Annotated in this window: 17 protein-coding genes, 1 pseudogene and 3 riboswitches; of the genes and pseudogenes, 5 read left to right on the top strand and 13 right to left on the bottom strand. The window is 35.4% G+C overall.

From position 1 onward, the window contains the following. Positions 1 to 30: 30 nt before the first annotated feature. From VF726_RS24895 to VF726_RS24875, 5 genes are all read right to left on the bottom strand, one after another. Positions 31 to 780 carry an ABC transporter ATP-binding protein gene (locus tag VF726_RS24895; RefSeq protein WP_166703551.1) on the bottom strand — a complete coding sequence of 250 codons (750 nt, stop codon included), beginning with the start codon at positions 778 to 780 and terminating at the stop codon, positions 31 to 33. Beyond that, positions 777 to 1775 (bottom strand): ABC transporter substrate-binding protein, encoded by a 999-nt coding sequence (locus VF726_RS24890; RefSeq protein WP_440172858.1) that lies wholly within the window; start codon positions 1773 to 1775, stop codon positions 777 to 779. Before VF726_RS24890 ends, VF726_RS24895 begins: the two co-directional genes overlap by 4 nt. Then, on the bottom strand, positions 1772 to 2545 hold the full coding sequence (locus VF726_RS24885) for an ABC transporter permease (protein WP_001057155.1): 774 nt from the start codon (positions 2543 to 2545) through the stop codon (positions 1772 to 1774). Before VF726_RS24885 ends, VF726_RS24890 begins: the two co-directional genes overlap by 4 nt. Beyond that, positions 2517 to 2837, bottom strand: a complete 321-nt coding sequence (locus VF726_RS24880) for an MTH1187 family thiamine-binding protein (protein WP_000082898.1) — start codon at positions 2835 to 2837, stop codon at positions 2517 to 2519. Before VF726_RS24880 ends, VF726_RS24885 begins: the two co-directional genes overlap by 29 nt. A gap of 100 nt (positions 2838 to 2937) precedes the next feature. Beyond that, positions 2938 to 3039: riboswitch (TPP riboswitch) on the bottom strand. A 61-nt stretch (positions 3040 to 3100) separates the two neighbouring features. After that, positions 3101 to 4840, bottom strand: a complete 1740-nt coding sequence (locus VF726_RS24875) for a methyl-accepting chemotaxis protein (protein ID WP_440172857.1) — start codon at positions 4838 to 4840, stop codon at positions 3101 to 3103. Between the two features lie 142 nt (positions 4841 to 4982). Continuing rightward, positions 4983 to 5067, bottom strand: a riboswitch (cyclic di-GMP riboswitch). Positions 5068 to 5349: 282 nt separating this feature from the next. Between VF726_RS24875 and VF726_RS24870 the strand changes: the two genes are divergently transcribed. Then, entirely contained in the window at positions 5350 to 6663 is a 1314-nt protein-coding gene (locus VF726_RS24870) for an anaerobic C4-dicarboxylate transporter family protein (protein WP_440172856.1), read from the top strand. Positions 6664 to 6777: 114 nt separating this feature from the next. Here VF726_RS24870 and thiE read toward each other — a convergent pair whose 3' ends face one another. Then, a complete protein-coding gene (gene thiE, locus VF726_RS24865) occupies positions 6778 to 7437 on the bottom strand; it encodes a thiamine phosphate synthase (RefSeq protein ID WP_440172855.1) in 660 nt (219 codons plus the stop codon). Positions 7438 to 7453: 16 nt separating this feature from the next. Continuing rightward, complete coding sequence (gene thiM, locus VF726_RS24860; protein ID WP_440172854.1) at positions 7454 to 8269, bottom strand: hydroxyethylthiazole kinase; 816 nt, start codon at positions 8267 to 8269, stop codon at positions 7454 to 7456. 63 nt (positions 8270 to 8332) lie between these two features. Further along, a riboswitch (TPP riboswitch) is annotated at positions 8333 to 8442 on the bottom strand. 226 nt (positions 8443 to 8668) lie between these two features. Here thiM and topB point away from each other — a divergent pair. After that, a complete protein-coding gene (topB, locus tag VF726_RS24855; RefSeq protein ID WP_440172853.1) occupies positions 8669 to 10858 on the top strand; it encodes a DNA topoisomerase III in 2190 nt (729 codons plus the stop codon). A gap of 40 nt (positions 10859 to 10898) precedes the next feature. Here the strand turns inward: topB and VF726_RS24850 are convergent, their stop codons facing one another. The 4 genes from VF726_RS24850 to VF726_RS24835 form a co-directional block, all read right to left on the bottom strand. Continuing rightward, positions 10899 to 13760, bottom strand: coding sequence for a YhgE/Pip family protein (locus VF726_RS24850; protein ID WP_440172852.1), 2862 nt, complete (start codon positions 13758 to 13760; stop codon positions 10899 to 10901). Between the two features lie 306 nt (positions 13761 to 14066). After that, positions 14067 to 14858 carry an endonuclease/exonuclease/phosphatase family protein gene (locus VF726_RS24845; RefSeq protein ID WP_440172851.1) on the bottom strand — a complete coding sequence of 264 codons (792 nt, stop codon included), beginning with the start codon at positions 14856 to 14858 and terminating at the stop codon, positions 14067 to 14069. A 4-nt stretch (positions 14859 to 14862) separates the two neighbouring features. Then, positions 14863 to 16500, bottom strand: coding sequence for a PTS transporter subunit IIBC (locus VF726_RS24840; RefSeq protein WP_440172850.1), 1638 nt, complete (start codon positions 16498 to 16500; stop codon positions 14863 to 14865). Between the two features lie 205 nt (positions 16501 to 16705). Next, positions 16706 to 18373, bottom strand: coding sequence for a glycoside hydrolase family 13 protein (locus VF726_RS24835; protein ID WP_440172849.1), 1668 nt, complete (start codon positions 18371 to 18373; stop codon positions 16706 to 16708). A gap of 221 nt (positions 18374 to 18594) precedes the next feature. Here VF726_RS24835 and VF726_RS24830 point away from each other — a divergent pair, with 221 nt between their 5' ends. Continuing rightward, complete coding sequence (locus tag VF726_RS24830) at positions 18595 to 19929, top strand: FAD-dependent oxidoreductase (protein ID WP_440172848.1); 1335 nt, start codon at positions 18595 to 18597, stop codon at positions 19927 to 19929. 31 nt (positions 19930 to 19960) lie between these two features. Here the strand turns inward: VF726_RS24830 and VF726_RS24825 are convergent, their stop codons facing one another. Then, positions 19961 to 20887, bottom strand: coding sequence for a methyl-accepting chemotaxis protein (locus tag VF726_RS24825; RefSeq protein ID WP_440172921.1), 927 nt, complete (start codon positions 20885 to 20887; stop codon positions 19961 to 19963). A 15-nt stretch (positions 20888 to 20902) separates the two neighbouring features. Beyond that, a pseudogene (locus VF726_RS24820) lies at positions 20903 to 21088 on the bottom strand (HAMP domain-containing protein); the annotation flags it as partial. Positions 21089 to 21456: 368 nt separating this feature from the next. On the opposite strand from VF726_RS24820, the gene VF726_RS24815 reads away from it, so the two are divergent. Beyond that, complete coding sequence (locus tag VF726_RS24815) at positions 21457 to 23181, top strand: methyl-accepting chemotaxis protein (protein ID WP_440172847.1); 1725 nt, start codon at positions 21457 to 21459, stop codon at positions 23179 to 23181. A gap of 171 nt (positions 23182 to 23352) precedes the next feature. After that, entirely contained in the window at positions 23353 to 24075 is a 723-nt protein-coding gene (locus VF726_RS24810; protein ID WP_440172846.1) for an amino acid ABC transporter ATP-binding protein, read from the top strand. The last annotated feature ends 100 nt before the right edge of the window (positions 24076 to 24175 follow it).

The raw sequence follows: 24175 nt of genomic DNA, 5'->3' as shown, positions 1-24175 counted from the left end.
ATTATACTAAAAACTGTTAAAAGGCTTTTTCTATTTTTTCATATAAGGAGCTAATACTCTCAAAATTTCTTCCTTATCCTGCTTTAACTCAAGTGATGTTAACATATCCATCGTTCTCGGCCTAGGTAATTTCACTTGTACCTCGCCAACTATTGATGCTGGCCTTTGAGATAGAATAAATACGCGATCCGAAAGCAAGATTGCCTCATCTAAGTCATGTGTAACCATAACGATTGTTTGCTTCTCTTGGTGCCAAGAGTTTAAAAGCCAGCTATGTACTTCCATTTTTGTAAAAGCATCTAATTTTCCAAAAGGCTCATCAAGTAGCATAATTGGCTTTTCACATAAATATGTGCGCAGAAAACTAATCCTTTGACGCATACCACCGGACAATTCATCTGGATAATGGTCCGCATATTCATCTAGCTGAAATTGCTTTAATGCTTCCATTCCTTCTGTGAGCCTTTGTTTTTTCGGTTTACCTTCGATTTCCAATGGCAGTACTATATTTTGCAAAGCTGATCGCCACGGTAGTAATAAATCTTGTTGTGGCATATAACTTACGACATCTTGCTCTCGTACGTGCGTATCCTTATACGTTACATTCCCACTTGTTGGATTTTCAACATTTGCAATCATATTTAATAACGTGCTTTTCCCGCAACCACTCGGTCCTACAAAGGAAACAAACTCTCCCTCTTGTATAGAAGCACTAATATTTGCTAATACATTCTTTCCATCGAAAGATTTTACAACATCTTTTATTTGTAATCCACTCATTTTTCGCTTGGAAGGAACTCATTTGTAAAGGCATCTTTTACATCAATTTTCTTCTTAATAACTTTGTTATCATATAAGAAATTCATGTAATTCGTCCAAACTTCTTCCTTCTGTACTCCCCATGCTTTTGCATCATCTTGATACTTCGTACTTAACCACTTTTGACTTTCTTGTACTAAGTCTTTATTCACATCTGGAACAGCTTTAATTAAAATATCAGCAGCTTCTTTCGGTTCTTTAATTGCAAAATTATAACCGTCTGTCGTTGCACTCATAAACTTTTTCACAAAGTCTTTATCTTGTTTCGTATGTTTTTCACTTGTAATAATAACAGGACTATAGAAATCAAGCGCTGGGTCTAAGTCTTTCACCATAATCGTATTTAACTCTTTTCCTTGGCGCTTCGCTTCAATTCCATCCCATCCGTAATAAATCCATTCAAAGTCTGCATCACGGCCGATTGATTTAAAGAAATCGGTTTGTCCTAAGATAATTTTTTCAACTTTATTAAAATCAGCTTGATGTTTCTCCATAATTGTCTTTAATGTAGCTTCTTCTGCTGGTCCTCCCCAGCCTCCATAACGTTTACCTTCAAAATCTTTCGGTGAAGTCATGTTATCTTTCTTAAGCGATGCAAAAGCTGAAGTGTTATGCTGAATAATCGCTCCGACAGATACAACAGGAATCCCTTCCACACGAGCCAACGTTACATTTTCTTGTGCACTTATTGCGAAGTCAGCTTTTCCTGAAGCTATCATTTGCTCCGCTGTCACATTATCACCAGGCTGAATAATTTCTACATCTAAGCCTTGCTTTTTATAATAATCTTTCGCTTGCGCTACATATAAGCCAGTATGATTCGTATTCGGAAACCAATCTAATACTACTTTTACTTTTTGATCTTTACTCGCACTTTCTTCTTTCTTCGCTGTGTTACACCCAACCACACCTACTGCTAATAAGGCCGCCAACATAACTTTTAAACCTTTTTTCATTTTCTGCCGTCCTTTCTATATATCCATGGTGCTGTTATTCTTGCCATAAACTCTACGATAAAATACAGGCATAATGTCACCATAACAATGATTGCTGCAACACCAAATACTCGGGCTGTTAAAAAGGATTTCGTAGCCCTCGTAAGCATAACTCCTAATCCTTCACTGGCACCGAGCCATTCTCCAATAATCGCTCCCATTACGCTATATGTCACTGCAATTTTTAACCCTGAGAAAAAGTATGGAAGTACTGCTGGAAACTTTACTTTCTGGTAAACTTGCCATTTCGTTGCCTTCATCGTTTGCAACAACTTCAACATATTTTTATCTACTGTTTGAAAACCTTCTAAAATGCTAAGCGCAATCGGGAAGAAACAAACGAGTATGACTACCATTACTTTTGGTAGCATTCCATATCCAAACCAAATAATAAATAACGGTGCAAGTACAACGATTGGAATCGTTTGCGAAATAACAAGCAACGGATTTATTAAAATACGAAATAAAGGAATAACGTCCATAATAATTGCAATACTTGTCCCAATTAAAATCGCAAAGAACAGTCCAATTATAACCTCTTGCAGCGTTTGCATCGTATTCGGTAATAGTAAATCTTTCATTCCAATTAATTCTTGAACAATGGCAGAAGGCTTCGGTAAAATCCACGGTTCAATTTTAAATAATGAAACAGATCCTTCCCATATCGCAATGAGAAGGATAAGCCAAATTGTTGTAATTATTTTAGATTGCTTCTGGTTTTGCATATTCATCACGGTACTTCCAAACTTTTTCATCTATCGTTACACCAGTGCTTGGACGATAATGGATTTTAATAGAAGTAATTACTTCTTCTGCTCCAGCATCCACACACGCTTGTTGTGCACGTTTAATGACATCAAGAAGTACATCTAATTCTCCTTCCAGCGTTGTTTCCATTGCCCCTACTTCATAACGAACTCCCGATTGTTGTACAACCTCAATTGCTTTATCAACAACAGAATACACATCTTTGTTCTTCGCTTGTGGTACTACTGAAAATGAAATTGTAACTTGTTGTGACATAGTAAAATCCCCCTTATAATATGAAATGTTAAAACAAGAAAAGGCTTTCCTACTGCGTAGGAAAGCCTTGTATGCAAGTTATTATAGAATAACATATGCTACATCACTTTAAGTAACTCCCTACGCTGGCATTATCCAGATCAGGTTGAGGGTCGATGTTTGTTTACATCCTCTCAGCCAATTGGCTCCCCGGTCCTTAATTCGTTTTCATTGTAGCATGATTTATTTTATTGAACAAACAAAAGTACGTATAATCATTTCATTTAACTTTTGAATTCACCAATTAACTCTTGTAACTCCTGTGAAAGCCAGCTTAAAGAACTGGCTAATTCAGCAATATCTTGTACAGACATTTTCTGTTCTTTCATGCTTTCTTCAACATTACTACTACTATTCGCATACTTATTTGCGATAAGTGATAGGTCATTGACAACACGTACAATATTTTGGCTATTTTGCAATATATCACTTGAATTGCTAGAAACAACTCTAACTTGATTGGTAACAGTTTGTGCTGATTTCGAAATTTTTTCAAAGAAAGCACCACTACTTTCAACAAGTATAATTCCAGATTCTACTTCTTTTGAAGTTTTTTGCATTGAAACAACAGCTTCTTCCGTTCCAGCTTGTGTTTCCCCTATTAATTTTGCTATATCTTTTGCTGATGCTTCCGTCTGCTCTGCTAATTTACGCACTTCATCAGCCACAACAGCAAATCCGTCTCCAGTTTCCTCAGCACGTGAAGCTTCAATAGTAGCATGTAAAGCTAGCGAATTAGTTTGATTTGAAATACTTGTAATTACAGTTACAATATCACTAATTTCTTTTGATCTCACTTCCAAAGAATAAATGATAGAAGATAAATCTTGTACTGCATTTTGTATTATATTCATTTGATTAATCGCCTGTTTAGTAACACCGTTTCCTTTTCCTGAATGATGCTCTATACCTTCAGACTCTTTCGTCATTTGTTTTGCAGCATTCGTTATCTCTTCCATCTTATCTTCCATTTCATATACAATACCTAAATACTGTGGTACTGCAGTTTCTTGTGACTGAGCGCCCGCTCTTAACTCAACTATAGAACTTACGATTTCTTGAACTGCCATGCTATTCTCTTTCGTACTCACTGACAATTCTTTTGAAGATGAGGAAACCTGTTCAGCGGTCTGCTTCACTTTATCTATAATTCCTTTAAACTTCTCGATGGTATTATTAAAATACGCATTAATAATACCAATATCATCTGGTCTTTCCTCTAATTTAATACTTAAATCACCTTCACCAACTTTGCGCAATCCTTCACGTAAATCCCGCAATGGAGCAAGTGCGTTACGTACGATTAAGAATTGAATAACAGTTGCAATTAAAACAGAAATACAAATAAACATTAAACCTTGTATAATGAATTTTTCCTTTGTACTAGGAACAATAGAGGCATCTACATCGGCTGCAACAATTGCCACAATATTTCCGTCTCCATCTTTAATTGGCTCTAATATCGTTACCCATGATCCTAATGCGTCTTCATATACTACTGTCATATTTGCTTTTTTCGTGCTCATTACTTTATCATATGCTTCCATCCAAAGATCTGGTTGTTTATAATATTCTCCCGGCCTTACTTCAACAACATTTGCTAACCCTGTAGATAAATCGACGATTAGTAACTCACCTTTTTCATTTTCTTTTGCTCCAACAATATAGGTTTGTCCAACACTATTCAATTCTTCCGTTGCTTCATCTAATTTCTCTGTTAACTTCTCTCTCTTTTCTCTTTGTGCCACTGGGTCTTTTGTAACATCTCTGACTATTTCTTCATCTAATTTATGTAATACCGTATCTCCTGTTTCAAAAGAATGCCTTTCAAATATAGACATCATACTATTTTGAAACATGTTAAAACTTAACGCTCCCATAGTACCAACAAGCGTCAAAATAACTAACACAGTTAACAATACATTCTTTTGAAGAAATGATAGCTTGTGCCAATATTTTTTCATCAACATCACCTTTCTTAATTAACTTAATATAAAGGAAAACTATTAAAATATAAACCTTATCAACAACTGATAAGGTTTCTCATTTGTTTACAAATAAAAAAAAGACCAATGAAAAAGCATTGGTCAAGACCAACCCTATCCGTCCGGTAACTGGCTAGCGTAGCCTTTCGGCCTTAGCTCCTGTAGTTTTGCGTCCTAATGTTTCCATCAGTTTGCCTTTCTCGCTGAACGAGTTGAACGATATGGGAGTTCTATGAGAATTAAATTATTCTCTATCAAAGATTACAACATAAAAATTAAAATGTCTACCTATTTAGAGATGCAAATGTAAAGTTTTAATGTATTATTTTTTCGAAATAATTTAACAAAGTACGTGAATGTTACATTTCTTGTGTTATATAATAAAAAATGTATATAACACAAGGATTTTTTGAATATTTATTTTAATTTTCATTTAAATTAAATTATTCGAATATATCTTAACTAATGAATTCCGGAGGTAGTTTATCATGTTTTGGCTACAATTTCTTACGTTACTACTCTGCATTTTTATTGGCGCACGCCTAGGCGGAGTTGGTCTAGGAGTAATGGGTGGCGTTGGTATGGCAATACTTGTTTTCGTCTTCCACTTACAACCTACAGCTCCTCCTATTGATGTAATGCTTATGATTTTAGCAGTAATTACAGCTGCCGGTGCACTTCAAGCCGCTGGAGGAATGGACTACCTTGTTCATCTAGCTGAGAAAGCATTACGAAAAAATCCAAAACGCATTACATTCTTTGCTCCAATTGTTACTTATTTATTTACACTCTGTGCAGGGACTGGTCATGTTGCTTATTCTGTACTTCCTGTTATCGCAGAAGTCTCTCGCGAATCTGGGATTAGACCGGAACGACCAATGTCAATTGCCGTAATTGCTTCCCAACAAGCAATTACAGCTAGTCCTATATCAGCTGCAACAGTTGCACTTTTAGCAATGTTAGCTGACTATAAAATCACCTTATTAGATATTTTAAAAGTAAGTATCCCTTCTACTTTCATCGCTTGTATGATAGCTGCGTTTGTTGCTAGCAAAATGGGGAAAGAATTAAATGAAGACCCTGAATACTTAAAGCGATTAAAAGAAGGAATGATTCCTAAGATTGAAAAGAAAAAAGAATTTGTTGGTGTAAAAGGCGCTAAATTATCAGTTATCCTTTTCCTAATAGGAACTTTTCTTGTCGTACTTCTCGGTTCATTTGAAGCACTTCGTCCAGGATGGATAGTTGATGGGAAGTTAGCCCGTCTTTCCATGCCAAACACAATTGAAATGGTTATGTTAACAATCGCAGCTCTTATTATTATTTTCTGTAAACCAAATGTAGAAAGCATCGTGTCTGGTAACGTCTTTAAAGCGGGGGCAACAGCCGTTGTTGCTATTTTCGGGATCGCTTGGATGGGAGATACTTTCTTTAACGGAAACTTAAATATGATTCAAGGATCAATTCAGCACCTAGTAACAAGTGCGCCATGGCTATTTGCCATCGCATTATTCATTCTATCTATTTTACTATATAGTCAAGCAGCAACAGTACGCGCTTTAATGCCTCTTGGATTATCACTCGGTATTCCACCAGCACTACTAATCGCGATGTTCCCTGCAGTAAATGGATATTTCTTCATTCCAAACTACGGAACAATCGTTGCTGCCATTAACTTCGATCGCACTGGTACAACAGGCATTGGTAAATATGTTTTAAATCATAGCTTTATGATTCCAGGCCTAATCGCAACATTCACTTCTATCGGAATTGGAATGCTCTTAATATCAATTATGTTTTAAAGAAAAAGCACAAACCTACAAATTTACAGGGTTTGTGCTTTTTTAATCAAACGTTTGTTTAAATATTTTTAACTGTCCATTCTTCCATTCTGTTCTTTACTATTTGTGCGAAGTCTACAAACTCTTACTTACTTCCTCTGCTAGCTTCTTCGTACTTTCATACGCAGATTCTGCTAAACTAATTGCTGAAATAATTGAAACACCGTCCGCACCTGCTTCTATAACTGAAGTTGCATTTTCAATTGTAATACCACCAATCCCGACGACTGGTATTGTAATTCCTTGTTCTCTAAAATGAGCTAAACCTTTCGTTCCTTGCACTGCTTTCGTATCTTTTTTCGTACTTGTTGGGAAAATAGGGCCAACACCTAAATAATCAGCTCCGTTTTCAATTGCCCAGCGTGCTTCTTCAATTGTATGAGTAGATACACCAACAATTTTATCCCCCATTTTTTCACGAACAGAAGTAATCCCTTCATCATCTTGTCCAACATGCACGCCATCTGCATCTAACTCGATAGCTAGTTCCACATCATCATTTACGATGAATGGAACACCGTACTCCTTACAAATTGCTTGTAGTTCTTTTGCGAAACAAATACGTTTCTCTCCCGTTAAAGCCCCTTCCCCCTTTTCACGAAATTGAAAAATTGTTATACCACCTTCAAGTGCATCTCTCAATACTTGTAGTGGCTCCTTCGTACAATTGTTACTTCCCATAATAAAATATACTGATAATAACTTAGACATTTCTGCCTTTGAAATACGCGACATTTATTTTCCCTCCTTACTATATAACCTCAATCTTCCCATACTTCTCTATATCACCCGAAGTCGTATTCGCTAACTGATTTAAAAATTCAATTTGGAAACTACCAGGTCCCTTTTCTACTGTCTTAGCAGCTGCCAGTTCCGCGGCTACACCATAAAATGTTAATGCCGCTACTGCTGCCTTTACATAATCTTTTTCTACTGCTACAAATGCTCCTATTACAGAAGTTAGTAAACACCCAGTTCCCGTAACTTTCGTTAAAATAGGGTGACCATTTCGAATAAGAATAGTTCGCTCTCCATCTGTAACAACATCTTCTTTTCCAGTAATCACCGCAACTGTATTTAGTTCATCCGCTGCCTGCCTTGCAATACTTACAACATTTCCTTGTCCAGCACCAGCATCTACCCCTTTAATTTCCCATCTCTCATTAATAACGTTCGCTATTTCAGCTGCATTTCCGCGGATAACAGCTAAATCAATTTCAGCCGGAATATGTCTCGCAACTTCTGTTCGATACGACGTTGCTCCTGCACCAACTGGATCAAACAATACTGGTACATTGTTCACATTTGCTGATTTACCCGCAAGTAACATCGCTTCTACTTCTTCAGGACGAAGTGTCCCCATGTTTAATACTAACGCTCCCGCAATGCTAGCCATTTCTGCTACTTCTTCTTTCGCATACGCCATTACAGGTGATGCTCCTAACGCTAACAAGCCGTTAGCTGTAAAATTTGTTACAACAACGTTTGTAATATTATGAACGAGCGGATTAGATTCTCTCGCCAAATCCACTACTTTACTAATTTCTTTCATATTCATCCTTCTCATCCCCTAACTATAGTGATGGGAGATACACAAAAAGACACTTTGCGCGTACGCAAAGTGCCTGAACATGTGCTTTTACACTCTCCCTACGCTGGCATTATCCAACAGGTTCAAATGGTCAATGACGGATTAGTCATACTCTCAGTTTGCATCCACAAACTCCCATGTGCTTATTATTCATCTACTTCAAAGTCTACTCTTATTCTAATAAAATAACAAGCTCTTTACTTTTCTATTTAATAATAGAAGCAACTGATGAAACAATAAGTATAATAAAATGAAGTTTTAATCAGTGGAGTTTTGTTCCTCCCACTAAAAGCCGCTCAAATACGGAGCGAAACTGAATCTCAAGAAGATGTATGCTATAGTTAACGTATGGAAATTTGAAAGGATGTTTTTAATATGTCGAAAAGCGTTATAATCGCTGAAAAACCTTCCGTTGCACGAGATATTGCTCGCGTACTGAAGTGCGATAAAAAAGGAAACGGCTACCTTGAAGGTAGTAAATATATTGTAACTTGGGCTTTAGGCCATCTCGTTACATTAGCAGATCCAGAAAGCTATGATGTGAAATATAAAAAGTGGAATTTAGAAGATTTACCTATGCTACCTGAGCGTTTGAAATTAACAGTTATTAAACAAACTGGGAAACAATTTAATGCTGTAAAAAGCCAGCTACTTAGAAAAGATATAAATGAAATTATTGTAGCGACAGATGCTGGACGTGAAGGAGAATTAGTCGCTCGTTGGATTATTGATAAAGTTCGAGTTAACAAACCGATCAAACGTCTATGGATTTCATCTGTTACTGATAAAGCGATTAAAGATGGATTCGCTAATTTAAAACCAGGTAAAGCATATGACAATTTATACGCTTCAGCAGTTGCACGTTCAGAAGCTGACTGGTATATCGGTCTTAACGCGACTCGTGCTTTAACGACTCGCTTTAATGCCCAGCTTAACTGTGGCCGTGTACAAACACCTACTGTTGCTATGATCGCTAGTCGTGAAGATGAAATAAAGAACTTCAAAGCTCAAACTTACTACGGCATCGAAGCACAAACAACAAATCAATTAAAACTAACTTGGCAAGATGCAAATGGCAATAGTCGCATTTTTAATAAAGAAAAAATTGATAGTATTGTAAAAGGTTTAGATAAACATAATGCTACTGTTGTGGAAATTGATAAAAAACAGAAGAAATCATTCTCTCCTGGTCTTTACGATTTAACTGAATTACAACGTGATGCAAATAAAAAGTTCGGTTACTCTGCGAAAGAAACATTAAACATTATGCAGAAATTGTATGAGCAACATAAAGTGCTAACGTACCCTCGTACAGATTCACGCTATATTTCATCTGATATCGTTGGAACACTTCCAGAGCGTCTGAAGGCGTGCGGAGTTGGAGAGTACCGTCCTTTAGCACATAAAGTATTACAAAAGCCTATTAAGGCTAATAAATCATTTGTTGATGATAGTAAGGTAAGCGATCATCACGCGATTATTCCGACTGAAGGATATGTTAACTTCTCAGCCTTTACAGATAAAGAACGTAAAATTTATGATTTAGTTGTAAAACGTTTCTTAGCCGTTTTATTCCCAGCATTCGAATACGAACAACTAACGTTACGCACAAAAGTTGGCAATGAAACATTCATTGCACGAGGAAAAACTGTTCTGCATGCCGGCTGGAAAGAAGTATATGAAAATCGCTTTGAAGATGATGATGTAACCGATGACGTAAAAGAACAACTTTTACCTCGCATCGAAAAAGGCGATACATTAACTGTAAAGTTAATTATGCAAACATCAGGTCAAACGAAAGCACCTGCACGTTTTAACGAGGCGACTTTACTTTCAGCAATGGAGAATCCTACAAAATATATGGATACGCAAAATAAACAACTTGCTGATACATTAAAATCAACTGGTGGATTAGGTACTGTAGCAACGCGTGCTGATATTATCGACAAGCTATTCAATTCATTCTTAATTGAAAAACGTGGTAAAGATATTCACATTACTTCAAAAGGCCGTCAGTTACTTGATTTAGTACCAGAAGAGTTAAAATCACCTACACTAACTGGTGAATGGGAACAAAAGCTAGAGGCTATCGCAAAAGGTAAACTGAAAAAAGAAGTGTTCATTTCAGAAATGAAGAACTATACGAAAGAAATTGTATCTGAAATTAAATCGAGTGATAAAAAATATAAACATGACAACATTTCAACGAAATCTTGTCCAGACTGCGGTAAACCAATGCTAGAGGTAAATGGCAAAAAAGGAAAGATGCTCGTTTGCCAAGATCGTGAATGTGGTCACCGTAAAAATGTATCTCGTACAACAAACGCTCGCTGTCCGCAATGTAAGAAGAAGTTAGAATTACGTGGTGAAGGTGCAGGACAAATCTTTGCATGTAAATGTGGCTATCGCGAAAAACTTTCCACATTCCAAGAAAGACGTAAAAAAGAATCTGGAAACAAAGCCGATAAGCGCGACGTTCAAAAATATATGAAACAACAGAATAAAGAAGAAGAACCATTAAATAATCCATTCGCAGAAGCCTTAAAGAAATTAAAATTCGATTAAACAAAAAGGTTCCTACCTCTATCGGTAGGAACCTTTTATTTTAGTGAATAATTTTACTTCCTTTTGCATTCTCAACGAATTTTTCACTTGATTTGTTAATTGGCGTTTTCAGTAATAACGCAGCGACAATCATAACTACTACGAAAGCACTTAACACAAGTAAATCTCGCGTTACGATATCCCAAAGCATTCCGCCAACTGTTTCACGAATAGCGCTAATTGCATATGTGAACGGTAAGAACGGATAAATTGCTTGGAAGAACGCTGGTGTCATTTGAATTGGGAATGTTCCGCCCGATCCTGCTACTTGCAGTACAAGTAAAATGATCGCCATCGATTTCCCAACGTTTCCGAAAATAGAAACGAGTGAGTATACGATACAAACGAAGACTCCACCAATAAATAAACTAAATAATACAAACCAGAATTTATCGACTACGTACGTACCGAGTAAGAATATATCTCCCATTGATACGATAAACGCTTGTGAAAGACCTATCGTTAAGAATGTTAATAAACGTCCGAAGTAAATTTCATGGCTCTTATAATTCGCGCCCTCTTCATGTACTTCTACTGTTAATAATGAAACCATTAATAGTGCGCCTACCCATAATGCAAGCACTGTATAGAACGGTGACATTGCTGAACCGTAGTTCGGCATCGCAAATAATTTATTCTCTTTTAAATTTACTGGATTTGCGAAATAGTCACTTTGCTTTTCAACATCATTTTTCAATAAGCGTATGATGTCTTTTAAATCCTCTTCAGATTCAAAATCACGAATTTTATCTGCTAATTCTTTAATCTTTTTCTCAGTCTCCGGCATTTCAGCTTTAATGTCTGCTAATTTCTTTTTACCATCTACTAAGCCTTTCGATGAATCTTCTAGTAATTTTTTAACATCTGGAAGCTTTTTGTCTGCATCATTTAAAATTTGAGTTGTATTTTTCGACATCTCTTTTGTACGAGCAATTGCTGTATTGAAATTAGGTACAATTTCCGAATCATACGTCGATAATACATCTGTTAATTGAGCTGATCCGCCCTTCGCAGCGTTGTTAATACTTTCAATTACATCTTTTGTAGGTTTTTGTCCATTGTTAAGAAGTGTAATTCCCTTATTTGTTGCATCTACACCCTTTTGCAGACTACTTTTTGCTTTATTTAATTTCGCAATTCCATTATTAAGGTTTTTATCACTATTTACATCCGCTAAAACCTTATTTGTACTTTCTAGAACAGGAATCATATCATCAATTAAACCGATTCCAGATTGGAATTGACCATTTAAACTATTTAAAGCTACTTTCGTTGAATCTAAACCGTTAATACCTCTATTTTGTACATCTTCTTTCGCCTTTTGTAAATCTGCTTTTGCGCCTTCAAGGCTATTTTTCGCTTTATCATAATCTGCTTTTGCATTATCATAAATTTGATTTGCATCAGCTTTAGCTTGATCGACTGTGCTAACTGCTTTTTTGTAATCTGCTACAAACGTTTCATTATAATCTTTTTCCGCTTGATCAATTAATCCATTTGCTGCATCTAATTTTTGATTCGCTACATCTGTTACATCTTTCTTTACTTCTTGTCCTGTACCGATAACATTTACAATATCTTTAATACCGTTGTTTGCATTTTCCATCTTACCTTTAAGGCTAGTTAAGTTATCCACTCGCCCTTTGAAAAATCTTTGACCAAAATCATTAGTCGCTGAGTTTTGAAGTTCAGTAAAGAAATTAATAAGATATGAAATACCATCTGTACCAGTTTGTAATCGATCTGATACCGCATTTAAATCTTTCTTTGCTTGTTCAGGGTCAAATTGGCCATTTTGTAAGCCATTTAAAACACTTTTCCCATAAGCTGTTCCTGCACGCGATGAACTTAAAACATTATTTACTGTTTGATTAATACTTTGCGCTATACTCTTATAACCATCACTATTCAACTTAGATAGATCCGGTCTGGCTGGGAATTCAGGTAATCCATTCATTCCAGACAAGTCAGGAATATTTAACTCTACACCTGGATTCATTAAAAAGTCAGTAAATGCAGCTGCACTATCCATAACGCCTTTTGCTGCTACTAAATCGTTTCTTATCGTCCCTGGAGCATTTTTTAATGTTTGATCTTGTCTTGCAAAGAACTTATCTAAATTCGCTAATGCTTCCTGTCCATCATTTATGACACTCTCTACAACAGGTAAATCTTTCTGTGCCACTTTCACAATATCCTCTGCTCGAGTCGCATCATCTAACGCCTTATCCATCAGTGTATTCATTTCTGGGAACTGCGCTTCTAACTTAAATACAAGATCTTTTACTTTCTCGATACTTGGTAAGTTTGTTTCTAAATCGATTCCAAGATCGTTAAAAACTTTAAAAATCTCACCGTTTGCTGTTTTAACAAAGTTTTTACTAATTTCTTCTGTAATACCTGATGCACCTTTTGCTGTAATTTTTGGTGCAATCGCATTTACTTTTTCATTTACATAGTAATCAAGTTCTGGCTTCTGCGGATTTTCATCCAGAACAGTCGCAATCTTTTCAGAGAAATCTTTTGGAATTGTAATACTTGCATAGTAATCTCCGCGCTCAACTCCGTGAATTGCCTGTTTTTCATCTACAAATTTCCAACCAAGATTTTTGTTTTTCTTAAGAGAATCTACAATCTCTTCACCGATATTAATATCTTTCCCTCTTAAATTAGATCCTGCATCTTGGTTAGAAACTGCAATGGGAACCTCTTTTGTATTTCCGTACGGATCCCAGGAAGCTTTAATGTTAAACCATGCATATAACGATGGTAAAATCATTAATCCTAAAACAATAACAATTGCAGCCCAATGTTTAGCTACATTCCGTAAATCTGTCTTATAAATACGCCAAATTTGTTTCATAGAAGTTATCACCTAATTATATATTTTTCCTTCTTTAGAAAATGATACATACATTTTGCAATTATATCACTTTCTACATCGTGGATTAACCAAAAACGAACTATTTTTTCCCATTAACTTTGACTTACTACATTATATAACGAAGTCAGTCAAAGTATGAATACAAAATGACCAAATCGGTTTTACATTCAATAATAACAAATATATAGGAAATGTCATAAAAAATACAAGTATTTTCTCTTGGAAATACTTGTATTCCTCAAAAAAATCCTCACAGCTTTTCATCATCTGTGAGGATTTCTTCTATTATATATCTACTTGTACTTCTACACCGAAATGATCTGAAATTACCTTTCGGTTTGTACCATTAAAAATAACTTTTGAAGAACGAACTTTTTCACTTTGGTTACACAATATTAGATCGATGCGTAAATTATGTTTATTTTCATCCCAACCAGCAATCTCACCTTGGACAGTTGTTCCTTCATCCTTCTCTATTGCTAGTTCATATGTGTCATATAAACCTTTTTGCATCATATATTCATAACCTTCGCCTTGCAAACGAGCATTGTTATTAAAGTCACCCATTAAGAAGGAAAGTTCATTACGATTTACACGCTCCATTAAACGATCAACTTGCCCTTTGAATGACTCTTCTTCATCATTCCACCAACCGAGGTGACAAGAGTAAAACGTGATGTTCTTACCATTATAAGCAATTGTTGTACTTATAATTTTGCGCGTTTTCCAATACATTGTATCCTTATTTTCTGAAATAAAGAACGTATCTTCTTTTACAACATTATGTTTCGTTACAATCGCTAATCCTTCTTCATACACATCATAACCAATATGAGAGAAATCCCAAGTAATATTGTAATCTTTTACATGTAACGCTTTTAACTCTTCTAATAGTAAAAGTCCAAAATTATCTTCTTTCTTGTTACCGCATACATTTTTAGCCCCTATCGACTGACTTACTTCTTGCAATGCGATCACATCATACTGTTCTTCTTGAATGACTTTAGCAAGATATTTTATCTTTTCTATTTGATTTTCTTCTTGCCAAGAGTGACAGTTTAAAGTTAGCAATTTCATATTATTACGCACCTAACATATCTTGAATGTCTGACTTTAATACGTCAGCTTTCGGACCATATACTGCTTGTACACCTTTATCTTTTACGATCAGTCCTAAGGCACCATTTTGTTTCCACTGCGCTTCTGGTGCAACAACATCTAAATCTTTTACTGTTACACGTAAACGTGTCATACAAGCATCTACATCAGCAATATTTTCTTTTCCACCTAATAAATCAATAACTTTTGTTGCTAATGAACCATCCTGTACATTCCCTGTTCCTTCTGATGACTCATCTTCATTATCAATATAGTTACCAGCACGTCCTGGTGTTGGTAAGTTGAACTTTTTAATTAAGAAATTGAATAATGTAAAGTTCAGACCGAAGAATACTAATGAAACGATAACGAAATTGATTAAATCTCTAGTTAGTCCTGCATTAACCATCATCGGTGTACGAGTAATTAACTCAATAAATCCAAATGCGTGAACACGTAAGTTGATTAAATCTGCTAATGCGAATGCAAGTCCTGTTGTAATTGCATATACAACATATAGTACTGGAGCAATAAACATAAACATGAATTCAATTGGTTCTGTTACACCTGTTAAGAATACTGCTAATGCTGCTGATAAGAACATTGGTTTATATTTTGCACGTTTTTCTTTATCAACATTACGGAACATCGCGAATGCAATACCCATTAACGCTGCTGTTGAACCGATAACTTGTCCTGCTTTGAATCGAGCTGGTACAACGTTATTTAATAAATCGTTATATGCTTTTGTATCTCCATTTGCTAATAAGTTATTTAAATCTGTAATCCATGCAAGCCATAAAGGATCTTGTCCTGCTACAACTTGTCCAATTTTTGAGCCAGTTAACATCGTATATGTTCCGCCTAGCTCTGTGTAGTTCATCGGAATCGTTAACATATGGTGTAAACCGAATGGTAATAGTAAACGCTCTAACGTTCCATACACAAATGGTGCAACAACTGGTGCACTATCCTTTGAAGCTGCAATCCAGCGACCAAATTCATTTAATCCACTTTGGATGAATGGCCATAAAAGTGATAATACAATTGCAGTGACTGTAGACCAAACAATTACAACGAATGGTACGAATCGTTTTCCGTTAAAGAATGCTAATGCCTGTGGCAATTTGTTATAGTTATAATATTTGTTATATAAAGTAGCTCCTAAGAAACCTGTGATAATTCCTACGAAAACTCCCATGTTTAACGCTGGTGCACCAAGTACAGAAGTAAAGTAATCTTTTACAACTAAATCTCCTGCTAATACTGAAGAAACTTTTGCTTTTGAATCCGCTAACATTTCAGCGTTTACACCAAATATAGCTCCTGTAATTCTGTTTGTTAAGACGAATGCTAATAGTGCTGCAAATGCACCACCTGCGCGATCTTTCGCCCAAGATCCCCCAATTGCTACTGCGAATAAGATGTGTAGATTTGTAATAATTGCCCAACCGATGTCTTCCATTACGCGAGCGATTGTATGAACTGCGTTAATATCCCCAGCAGACATCCCAATTAACTTACCGATAGAAATCATTAAACCAGCTGCTGGCATTACAGCTACAACAACTAATAATGCTTTCCCGAACTTTTGCCAAAAATCAAAAGACGTAATTTTCATCTGTTCTTCCTCCCCTTTATTTATAACAACGTAATGATTTAAATTATAATTTCTGTTTCTATTATGAAAACGATTCCTTATGTCACTTTATTTTTATCTTTGCGCAACCGTTTTCATAAATCTATTTTAATAAAAGCGTTTTCACTTTGCAATAGAAATTTATTTTTTTTCATAAAAAAAGATGCTCTTAGAGCATCCTTTTTTATTATGAAATGCGATAAACCCTTGTTTCATAAGGCTTCAACGTGATTGTAGTTACTTGTTCATGTTCCGCAACTTCATAGTTATTTAAAAGCAAACGTTTGCGTTCTAGTGCAAATGGACCCTCGTTATACACAGCCTCCTCTTTTGAGATATTGCTAATTACAACGATTTTTTCATCATTTAATGTACGAGTATACGCATAAATTTGCGGATCATCTTCTAAAAGTAAATCGTACGTACCGTAATTCAGTACATCGTGCTCTTTTTTCAAGGCAATCATTTGTTTATAGAAATTGAAAATAGAGTTCTCTTCATTCTTTTGCTTTTCAACATTAATTTCTTTGTAGTTTGGATTCATACTAAACCAAGGGGCACCTGCTGTTGTGAAGCCAGCATTCATCTCATCGTTCCACTGCATAGGTGTACGTGAATTATCGCGGCAAGAAGCCCATATAATCTCCATCATATCTTGATGTGATACGCCATCTGCAATTTTCTCTCGATATAAATTTTTAGTTGCTACATCATCGTAATCTTCAACATTTAATAATTGAACATTTGTCATCCCAATTTCTTGTCCTTGATAAATAAACGGTGTGCCGTGCATAAAGAAATACATCGCTCCAAGAGCTGTTGCACTTTCACGCCAATATTGTTTATCATCTCCCCAAGTTGAAACGATACGTGGCTTATCGTGGTTCTCAATATATAAAGCATTCCAGCCTTTATTTTCTAACCCTTTTTGCCATTTCGTTAATACTTTTTTCAGTCCTACAACATCAAGATCTTTCTTTTTTTCTGCATCCCATAAGCTTAAATGTTCGAATTGGAATACCATATTGAACTTACCTTGCTCTTCTCCAACCCAAAGCTCAGCATCTTCAATCTTAACGCCGTTAGCTTCACCAACAGTCATAATATCGTACTTAGAAAATGTATTTTCTTTTAACTCTTCTAATAAAGGTTGAATACCATCCACATTCATATGTTTATCAAAAGATGGTACATACTTTAATTCTTTTGGATTTGGCATATCTTTGAAGCCATCTTCTTTTTTAATATGACTGATCGCATCCACGCGGAAACCATCAATTCCTTTATCAAGCCACCAATTAACTGTATCGTATAACACTTCGCGAACTTCTTTATTCTCCCAGTTTAAATCTGGTTGTTTACGCGAGAATAAGTGTAAATAATATTGTCCTGTTACTTCATCATACTCCCATGCTGAACCATTAAAAATACTTTCCCAGTTGTTTGGTTCCGCACCATCTTTACCATCATGCCAAATATACCAATCACGCTTCGGATTGTCTTTAGATGAACGAGACTCAATAAACCATGGATGTTCATCACTTGTATGATTAATAACTAAATCAATAATAAGCTTCATATCACGTTTATGAACTTCATCTAGTAAAGCATCAAAGTCTTCCATCGTACCAAACTCATCCATGATATCTTGATAATCACTAATGTCATAACCATTATCATCATTAGGTGACTTATACATTGGACAAATCCAAATTACATCTATACCTAAATCTTTTAAATAATCCAGTTTTGCAATAATACCTTGTAAATCTCCAATACCATCACCATTTGAATCCATAAAGCTACGCGGGTAAATTTGATAAGCAACCGCTTCTTTCCACCATGTCTTATTCATAGTCATTCTCTCCTTTTGCATCCCATCGGAATTTTTATGCAAACGTTTTCGTAACACTATCATAACAAAATATGAATAGTTTGCAACTGTTTTCATTGAACTCTATGTAGATTCCTTATTCTTATGCTTTATTTATTTCTCACCTTCTCTTGTCCACGCACGCTACATACGCTTTTCATATATTAATAAAAAGCACTGCTTATTTAGAAAGGAGTGGTAAATTGAAACAGACAAAATTAACAGGTCGTATCGTTGTTCCTTCAGATCCTGACTATGACGTAGCCCGAATGAATTTAAATTTAAGTATTCCAAAACTCCCTTGTATTATTGTTTTTTGCCAAAATAAAAATGATGTTTGTAATGCCTTAAAATGGGCTCGCGAACGCCATATACCATTTCGCTTAAGAAGCGGACGTCATAGTTATGAAAATTTTTCTCTTTTAAATAGAGGACTTATTATTGATGTGAGTGAAATGCATCGCATTACTGTTAATACAGATAAATTAACAGCAACAATTGAAGCTGGTGCAAATCTTGGCACGGTTTATAAAGAGCTTTGGGATTATGGTGTAACAATACCAGCTGGTACAAGTGCAAGCGTCGGAATTGTTGGATTAACACTTGGCGGTGGCATCGGTATGCTTTCACGCTTATTTGGATTAACATGTGATCAATTAGTAAAAGTTGAAATGGTACAAGCGTGCGGTAAATTTGGAGCAAAAATCATTCGCGCAAACGAATATGAAAACCATGACTTATTTTGGGCGTGCCGCGGTGGTGGTGGTGGAAACTTTGGCATTGTTACTTCTTTAACGTTTCGAGTACATCCTATAAAAAATGTATCAATCTTCTCCATTACATGGGAATGGGAAGATTTTATCGCTGCATTTCAAGCTTGGCAAAGCTGGGCGCCTTATGTAGACGAACGTCTCACCTCATCTATTGAATTATTCACAAAGCAACAAAACAAAATTGAAGCACAAGGTGAGTTTGTTGGCTCTCCCTCTGAACTCCATTCCTTATTATCTCCTCTTCTTGAAACTGGTACTCCTTCTCTCTTTATAGATGAAGTTCCTTATATAAAGGCTGTTGAATTTTTTAACAGTGGTAACATCCCTGAAAACTTCAAGCGCTCCGGTTCCTACGTATATAAACCTATTCCTCTTAAAGGAATTCAAATCATGCAATATTTTCTTTCTCATGCACCAAATAAAGATGCGAGTATTTGGCACCAATCACTCGTAGGTGCTGTTGAAAATATTAAACCTACTGAAACAGCTTATTTCCATCGCAAGGCAATTATTGCGCAAGAGTACATTACCTCGTGGAAATGTGATGATGAAGAAAATCAAAATATACGCTGGGTTAAAGATTTACGAGAAAGCTTAGACCCTTATACACTAGGTGACTATGTCAATTGGCCTGATATCGACATTAAAAATTGGCAAACTAGTTATTATGGTCTTAATTTCCGAAGATTGAGTAAAGTGAAAACCATATATGATCCGTGCAATGTTTTTCGTTTTCAACAAAGCATCCCTCCTTTTCATACGTAAAAAAGGAAGAACAGAATGCTGTTCTTCCTTTTTACATTGAAAATCGTTCAATTGTTTGTTTCAAATCCGCTGCTTGCTGCTCTAAATCCTTTAACAGTTGATCGATTAGTACCATATTTTTAGATTGTTGCAACGTCACACGTGCTACTTCTTGTGAACCAGCTGATGTTTCCTCAGCAATTGCTGCTACAGCCTTCGTCTGTGCTCCTGTTTGATGAATGTGACTCACTTGTTCGTTCATATAGCCACTAATTTGCTTCGTTGCATCGGCAACTTCCATAATACTTGATGACATTTCTTTTAAAATTAGTTCGGTAGCTGCCCCACGTTTCGCCTCTTCTTTAGCTGATTTCACTTGCTCTGTCATTTTCAATGCGACTTGTTGCACTTCTTCTTGCATATTCCGTAGCAACTGCGATATGTTTCTTGCAGAATGATCGCTTTCATCAGCAAGTTTACGTACTTCTTCAGCCACAACTGCAAAGCCCCTTCCATGCTCTCCAGCACGAGCTGCCTCAATAGAAGCATTCAGTGCTAATAAATTCGTTTGACTCGCAATCTCACTCACAACAGAAACAATATGTTCTACTTGTTTCATTCGTTCTTCTAATTTTTGTACATTTTGCATCGAATCTTCATTTTCTTTTGCCAATGTTTGAATGCCTTGAATTAAAGAAGTAAAGACACGTGTACTTTGTCCTAAAGCTTGAACCATTTCTAAAGACAACTCATCAGACTGTTTTGCTTTTTCTTCTACTTCACTCGCAATAGAAGTTGTTGTATCAACAGCAGAAACAATTGCCTGAATGGAAGCTGCTGATTGCTCAGCGCCAGAAGAAATCTCTGCAAGCGTTTCAGAAACACCTCGCGCTTGTTTCGTTGCTTCCCCCGTTTGCCTTCTAATTTGCTGAACTTGATTATTTGTATACGAAAATGTAGTATCGATATTTTTTACCATACCTCTTAAGTTCCCTAGCATCATATTAAATGCAACACTTAAAGATTTAATCTCATCATCTGTTTTTGGTAACGGAACATCTTCACGAATATCGCCATCGGCCGCCTTTCTTGCAGCCTCCTCCAGCTTTCGAAGTGGTTTAATTAAAAAAATTGCTGCTCCATACGCTAAAATTCCAGACCATACTACACCTAATAACATAACGATAATATTATAAACAGTTTGACTTACATAACTTTGAAAATAATCGTATATCACGTAAATAAAAAATATACTTGTTGAATATGTAATAAAAGCTAAAACTGTAGTAAATAGCATAAGTTGTGTACGTAAACCAAAGGAAAAAGTTTTCTTCTCCTTTTCCATTTCTCATTCCTCCTCATAAATAATATACATACTATCTATATATTATTATCCATATTTTCCTTATAGAAAGATATATCGATTTTTAATTTTTTGTTTACATATTCATTACATTACTTTTTCTGTATATAAAATAAAAATAATGTATAATTTTATTTGGATGCAAATTATATATTCAACTAAATAATTTAAGGTTAGGTGATTCTATGTTAAAGATTTTATATCGTTTAAACGTTATAAACAGATTAATATTGTTAGTAGCCGTACCGATTCTTTCCATATTAATTATTAGCGTTGTAAATTATATAAATTTACAACAAATGCACACACAGCTTCAAACAGTATATGTGGATCGTCTACAACCTATTAAATGGCTAGGATCTATCGAGAGCAGCATGTACCAAGAGTTTAGTTATGTAAAAGAACTCATTATTACGGAAGATGAGAATCGGCGTACTACAATTTTAAATAAATTGAATGATACAAATAAAGAAGCCGAAAAATTACAAGCTCAATACGAAAATACATATATAACCGGAGAAGGAAAAAATCTCCTCAATCAATATAAAGAAAAATTAGAAAGCTACAACAAGCATCGGGCTCAAATGCTCGATCTCATTAAAGAGAATAAACTAAATCAAGCATATTCATTTTACCTAACTACAGTTGACCCTAATTTATCGGCTACAGTAAGTTCTTTAAAAAATCTTATTGATTATAATGAAAAGTTAGCTGAAAGTTTGTATAACGACAGTGAGCACTCTTATAAGCAAGTGATAAGCGTAACAATTATTTTATTCATTGCATGTTTAGTTCTTTGCATTCTTATCTCCTTATTTACTGCTAAATCTATTATTAATCCAATCAATTCATTACGAAGCATAATGAATACAGCTGGAAAAGGAGATTTAACTATTATGGTGCCAAAACAATATCATCATGAATTCGGTCATATGTTTAATAGTTTTGATCAAATGATATTAAATTTACAACAAATTATTAACAATGTGATTCAAACAAGTGCAAAAGTCAAAAGCTCTACAAACCACATTGTTGAAACAGCAACCGTTTCCTCTTCCACTATGGATAACATTGCAAATACAATGAAACAGTTGTCTCACCATATTAATGATCAGTCTGCAAATATTAAAGATAGTTCTACAGCAATGGATGAAATAGCAAATGGAGTGCAAAGCATAGCTCAATCTTCTACAACGATTTCAAATTTAGCTATTTCTACTTCTGATAAGGCAAATGTCGGAAGCGAAATCATTGAAAAATCCATTTCTCAAATGACAACTATCCATACTGTCATGGATGAAATATATAAAGTCGTAGATCAATTAGTTGTTCGTACACAAGATATCGATAAAGCATTACAAACTATTACCTCCATTTCTGAACAAACAAATCTCTTATCTTTAAACGCTGCAATCGAATCTGCTCGCGCCGGTGAACACGGAAAAGGATTTGCAGTTGTGTCTGAAGAAGTTCGTAAGCTTGCTGAACAATCAAAACAAGCAGCTACAGATATTACAAAACTTAACTTACTCGTTCAAAATGATACAAAAGATGTAGTCAATGTTATGGGAAAAGGACAACAAGAAATTCAAGAAGGCATTCACGCCGTTCAAAATGCAAAATTAGCATTCCATAATATTGTGAATCATATTAATGAGGTCACAGATCAAATACAAGACATAACAGCAAGTGCAGAAGAAATGTCAGCAAGCTCAGAAGAAATAAATAGCGCACTTATTAATATCTCTTCGATTTCACACAATATAGTTTCGGAGACTAATTATACATCTCAATCTTCACAAGCCCAGTCAGTATCTATACAGGATATTACAAATATGTCTCTTCAAATGCAAAAACTTGTTGAAGAATTAGAAGCGTTCGCCACTCAATTTAAAATTAAAAACTTGTAACCTTATAGAAAGACCACCTAATTTAGGTGGTCTTTCTATTTGAATTATACATTCAGATTTTCTTATATAAGAACTATCCCTCGAAAAAAATAAAGGATTCTGACAATTTATGACTAATAACAGAAATAAGGGGCAACATTTGTAAAATATATTTTTGACTGGGGGTTTTGTATGATTCAGGTTCGAAATCTAGTAAAATCATTTGGCTCACTTGATGTTTTAAAAGGAATTGATTTAGACGTACAAGAAAAAGAAGTTGTTGTTTTAATTGGTGCCAGTGGTTCCGGTAAAAGTACATTACTTCGCTGTCTTAACTTTTTAGAAATGTACGATGAAGGTGAAATTCACTTACAAGGTGAACAAATTGATCCAAAGCATTCAAATTTAAACAAAGTCCGTGAAAATGTCGGTATGGTTTTTCAGCATTTTAACCTCTTTCCCCATATGACCTCACTAGAAAACATCATAGAAGCACCTATTCATGTGAAAAAATTAGAAGCAGCAAATGCAAAGGAAATCGGAAATCAGCTTCTGCAAAAAGTCGGTCTACAAGATAAAGCAGATGTAACACCCCACCTCCTGTCAGGTGGTCAAAAACAGCGCATTGCCATTGCACGAGCTCTTGCCATGAATCCTAAAATTATGCTATTTGATGAACCTACCTCAGCCTTAGACCCTGAGCTTGTTGGAGAAGTATTGCAAGTTATGAAAGAACTTGCTGAAGAAGGAATGACCATGGTTATTGTTACTCATGAAATGAATTTCGCAAGAGATGTAGCTGATCGCGTCATTTTTATGGATGATGGAAAGATTGTAGAAGACGCTCCGCCAGCGCAATTCTTTTCAGCTCCATCACATGAACGAGCAAAACAATTTTTACGCAACGTTTTATAGTGTAATTTCTGTTTCAAACGAAAGAAATACATTCATACGGTGCACAACTAATCATCTAAATACAATATCTCAATACCATACTTAAAACCATCCGTATGAT

This window comes from Bacillus sp. Brlt_9, from assembly GCF_051948935.1.
Classification (GTDB): Bacteria; Bacillota; Bacilli; order Bacillales; family Bacillaceae_G; genus Bacillus_A.
This window is presented reverse-complemented; position numbering and strand designations above follow the sequence as displayed.

Bases quoted from the DNA above. Each gene is read 5' to 3' on its own strand.
- VF726_RS24895 (WP_166703551.1), bottom strand. From the start codon at position 780: ATGAGTGGATTACAAATAAAAGATGTTGTAAAATCTTTCGATGGAAAG.
- VF726_RS24890 (WP_440172858.1), bottom strand. From the start codon at position 1,775: ATGAAAAAAGGTTTAAAAGTTATGTTGGCGGCCTTATTAGCAGTAGGT.
- VF726_RS24885 (WP_001057155.1), bottom strand. From the start codon at position 2,545: ATGAATATGCAAAACCAGAAGCAATCTAAAATAATTACAACAATTTGG.
- VF726_RS24880 (WP_000082898.1), bottom strand. From the start codon at position 2,837: ATGTCACAACAAGTTACAATTTCATTTTCAGTAGTACCACAAGCGAAG.
- VF726_RS24875 (WP_440172857.1), bottom strand. From the start codon at position 4,840: ATGAAAAAATATTGGCACAAGCTATCATTTCTTCAAAAGAATGTATTG.
- VF726_RS24870 (WP_440172856.1), top strand. From the start codon at position 5,350: ATGTTTTGGCTACAATTTCTTACGTTACTACTCTGCATTTTTATTGGC.
- thiE (WP_440172855.1), bottom strand. From the start codon at position 7,437: ATGTCGCGTATTTCAAAGGCAGAAATGTCTAAGTTATTATCAGTATAT.
- thiM (WP_440172854.1), bottom strand. From the start codon at position 8,269: ATGAGAAGGATGAATATGAAAGAAATTAGTAAAGTAGTGGATTTGGCG.
- topB (WP_440172853.1), top strand. From the start codon at position 8,669: ATGTCGAAAAGCGTTATAATCGCTGAAAAACCTTCCGTTGCACGAGAT.
- VF726_RS24850 (WP_440172852.1), bottom strand. From the start codon at position 13,760: ATGAAACAAATTTGGCGTATTTATAAGACAGATTTACGGAATGTAGCT.
- VF726_RS24845 (WP_440172851.1), bottom strand. From the start codon at position 14,858: ATGAAATTGCTAACTTTAAACTGTCACTCTTGGCAAGAAGAAAATCAA.
- VF726_RS24840 (WP_440172850.1), bottom strand. From the start codon at position 16,500: ATGAAAATTACGTCTTTTGATTTTTGGCAAAAGTTCGGGAAAGCATTA.
- VF726_RS24835 (WP_440172849.1), bottom strand. From the start codon at position 18,373: ATGAATAAGACATGGTGGAAAGAAGCGGTTGCTTATCAAATTTACCCG.
- VF726_RS24825 (WP_440172921.1), bottom strand. From the start codon at position 20,887: ATGGTAAAAAATATCGATACTACATTTTCGTATACAAATAATCAAGTT.
- VF726_RS24815 (WP_440172847.1), top strand. From the start codon at position 21,457: ATGTTAAAGATTTTATATCGTTTAAACGTTATAAACAGATTAATATTG.
- VF726_RS24810 (WP_440172846.1), top strand. From the start codon at position 23,353: ATGATTCAGGTTCGAAATCTAGTAAAATCATTTGGCTCACTTGATGTT.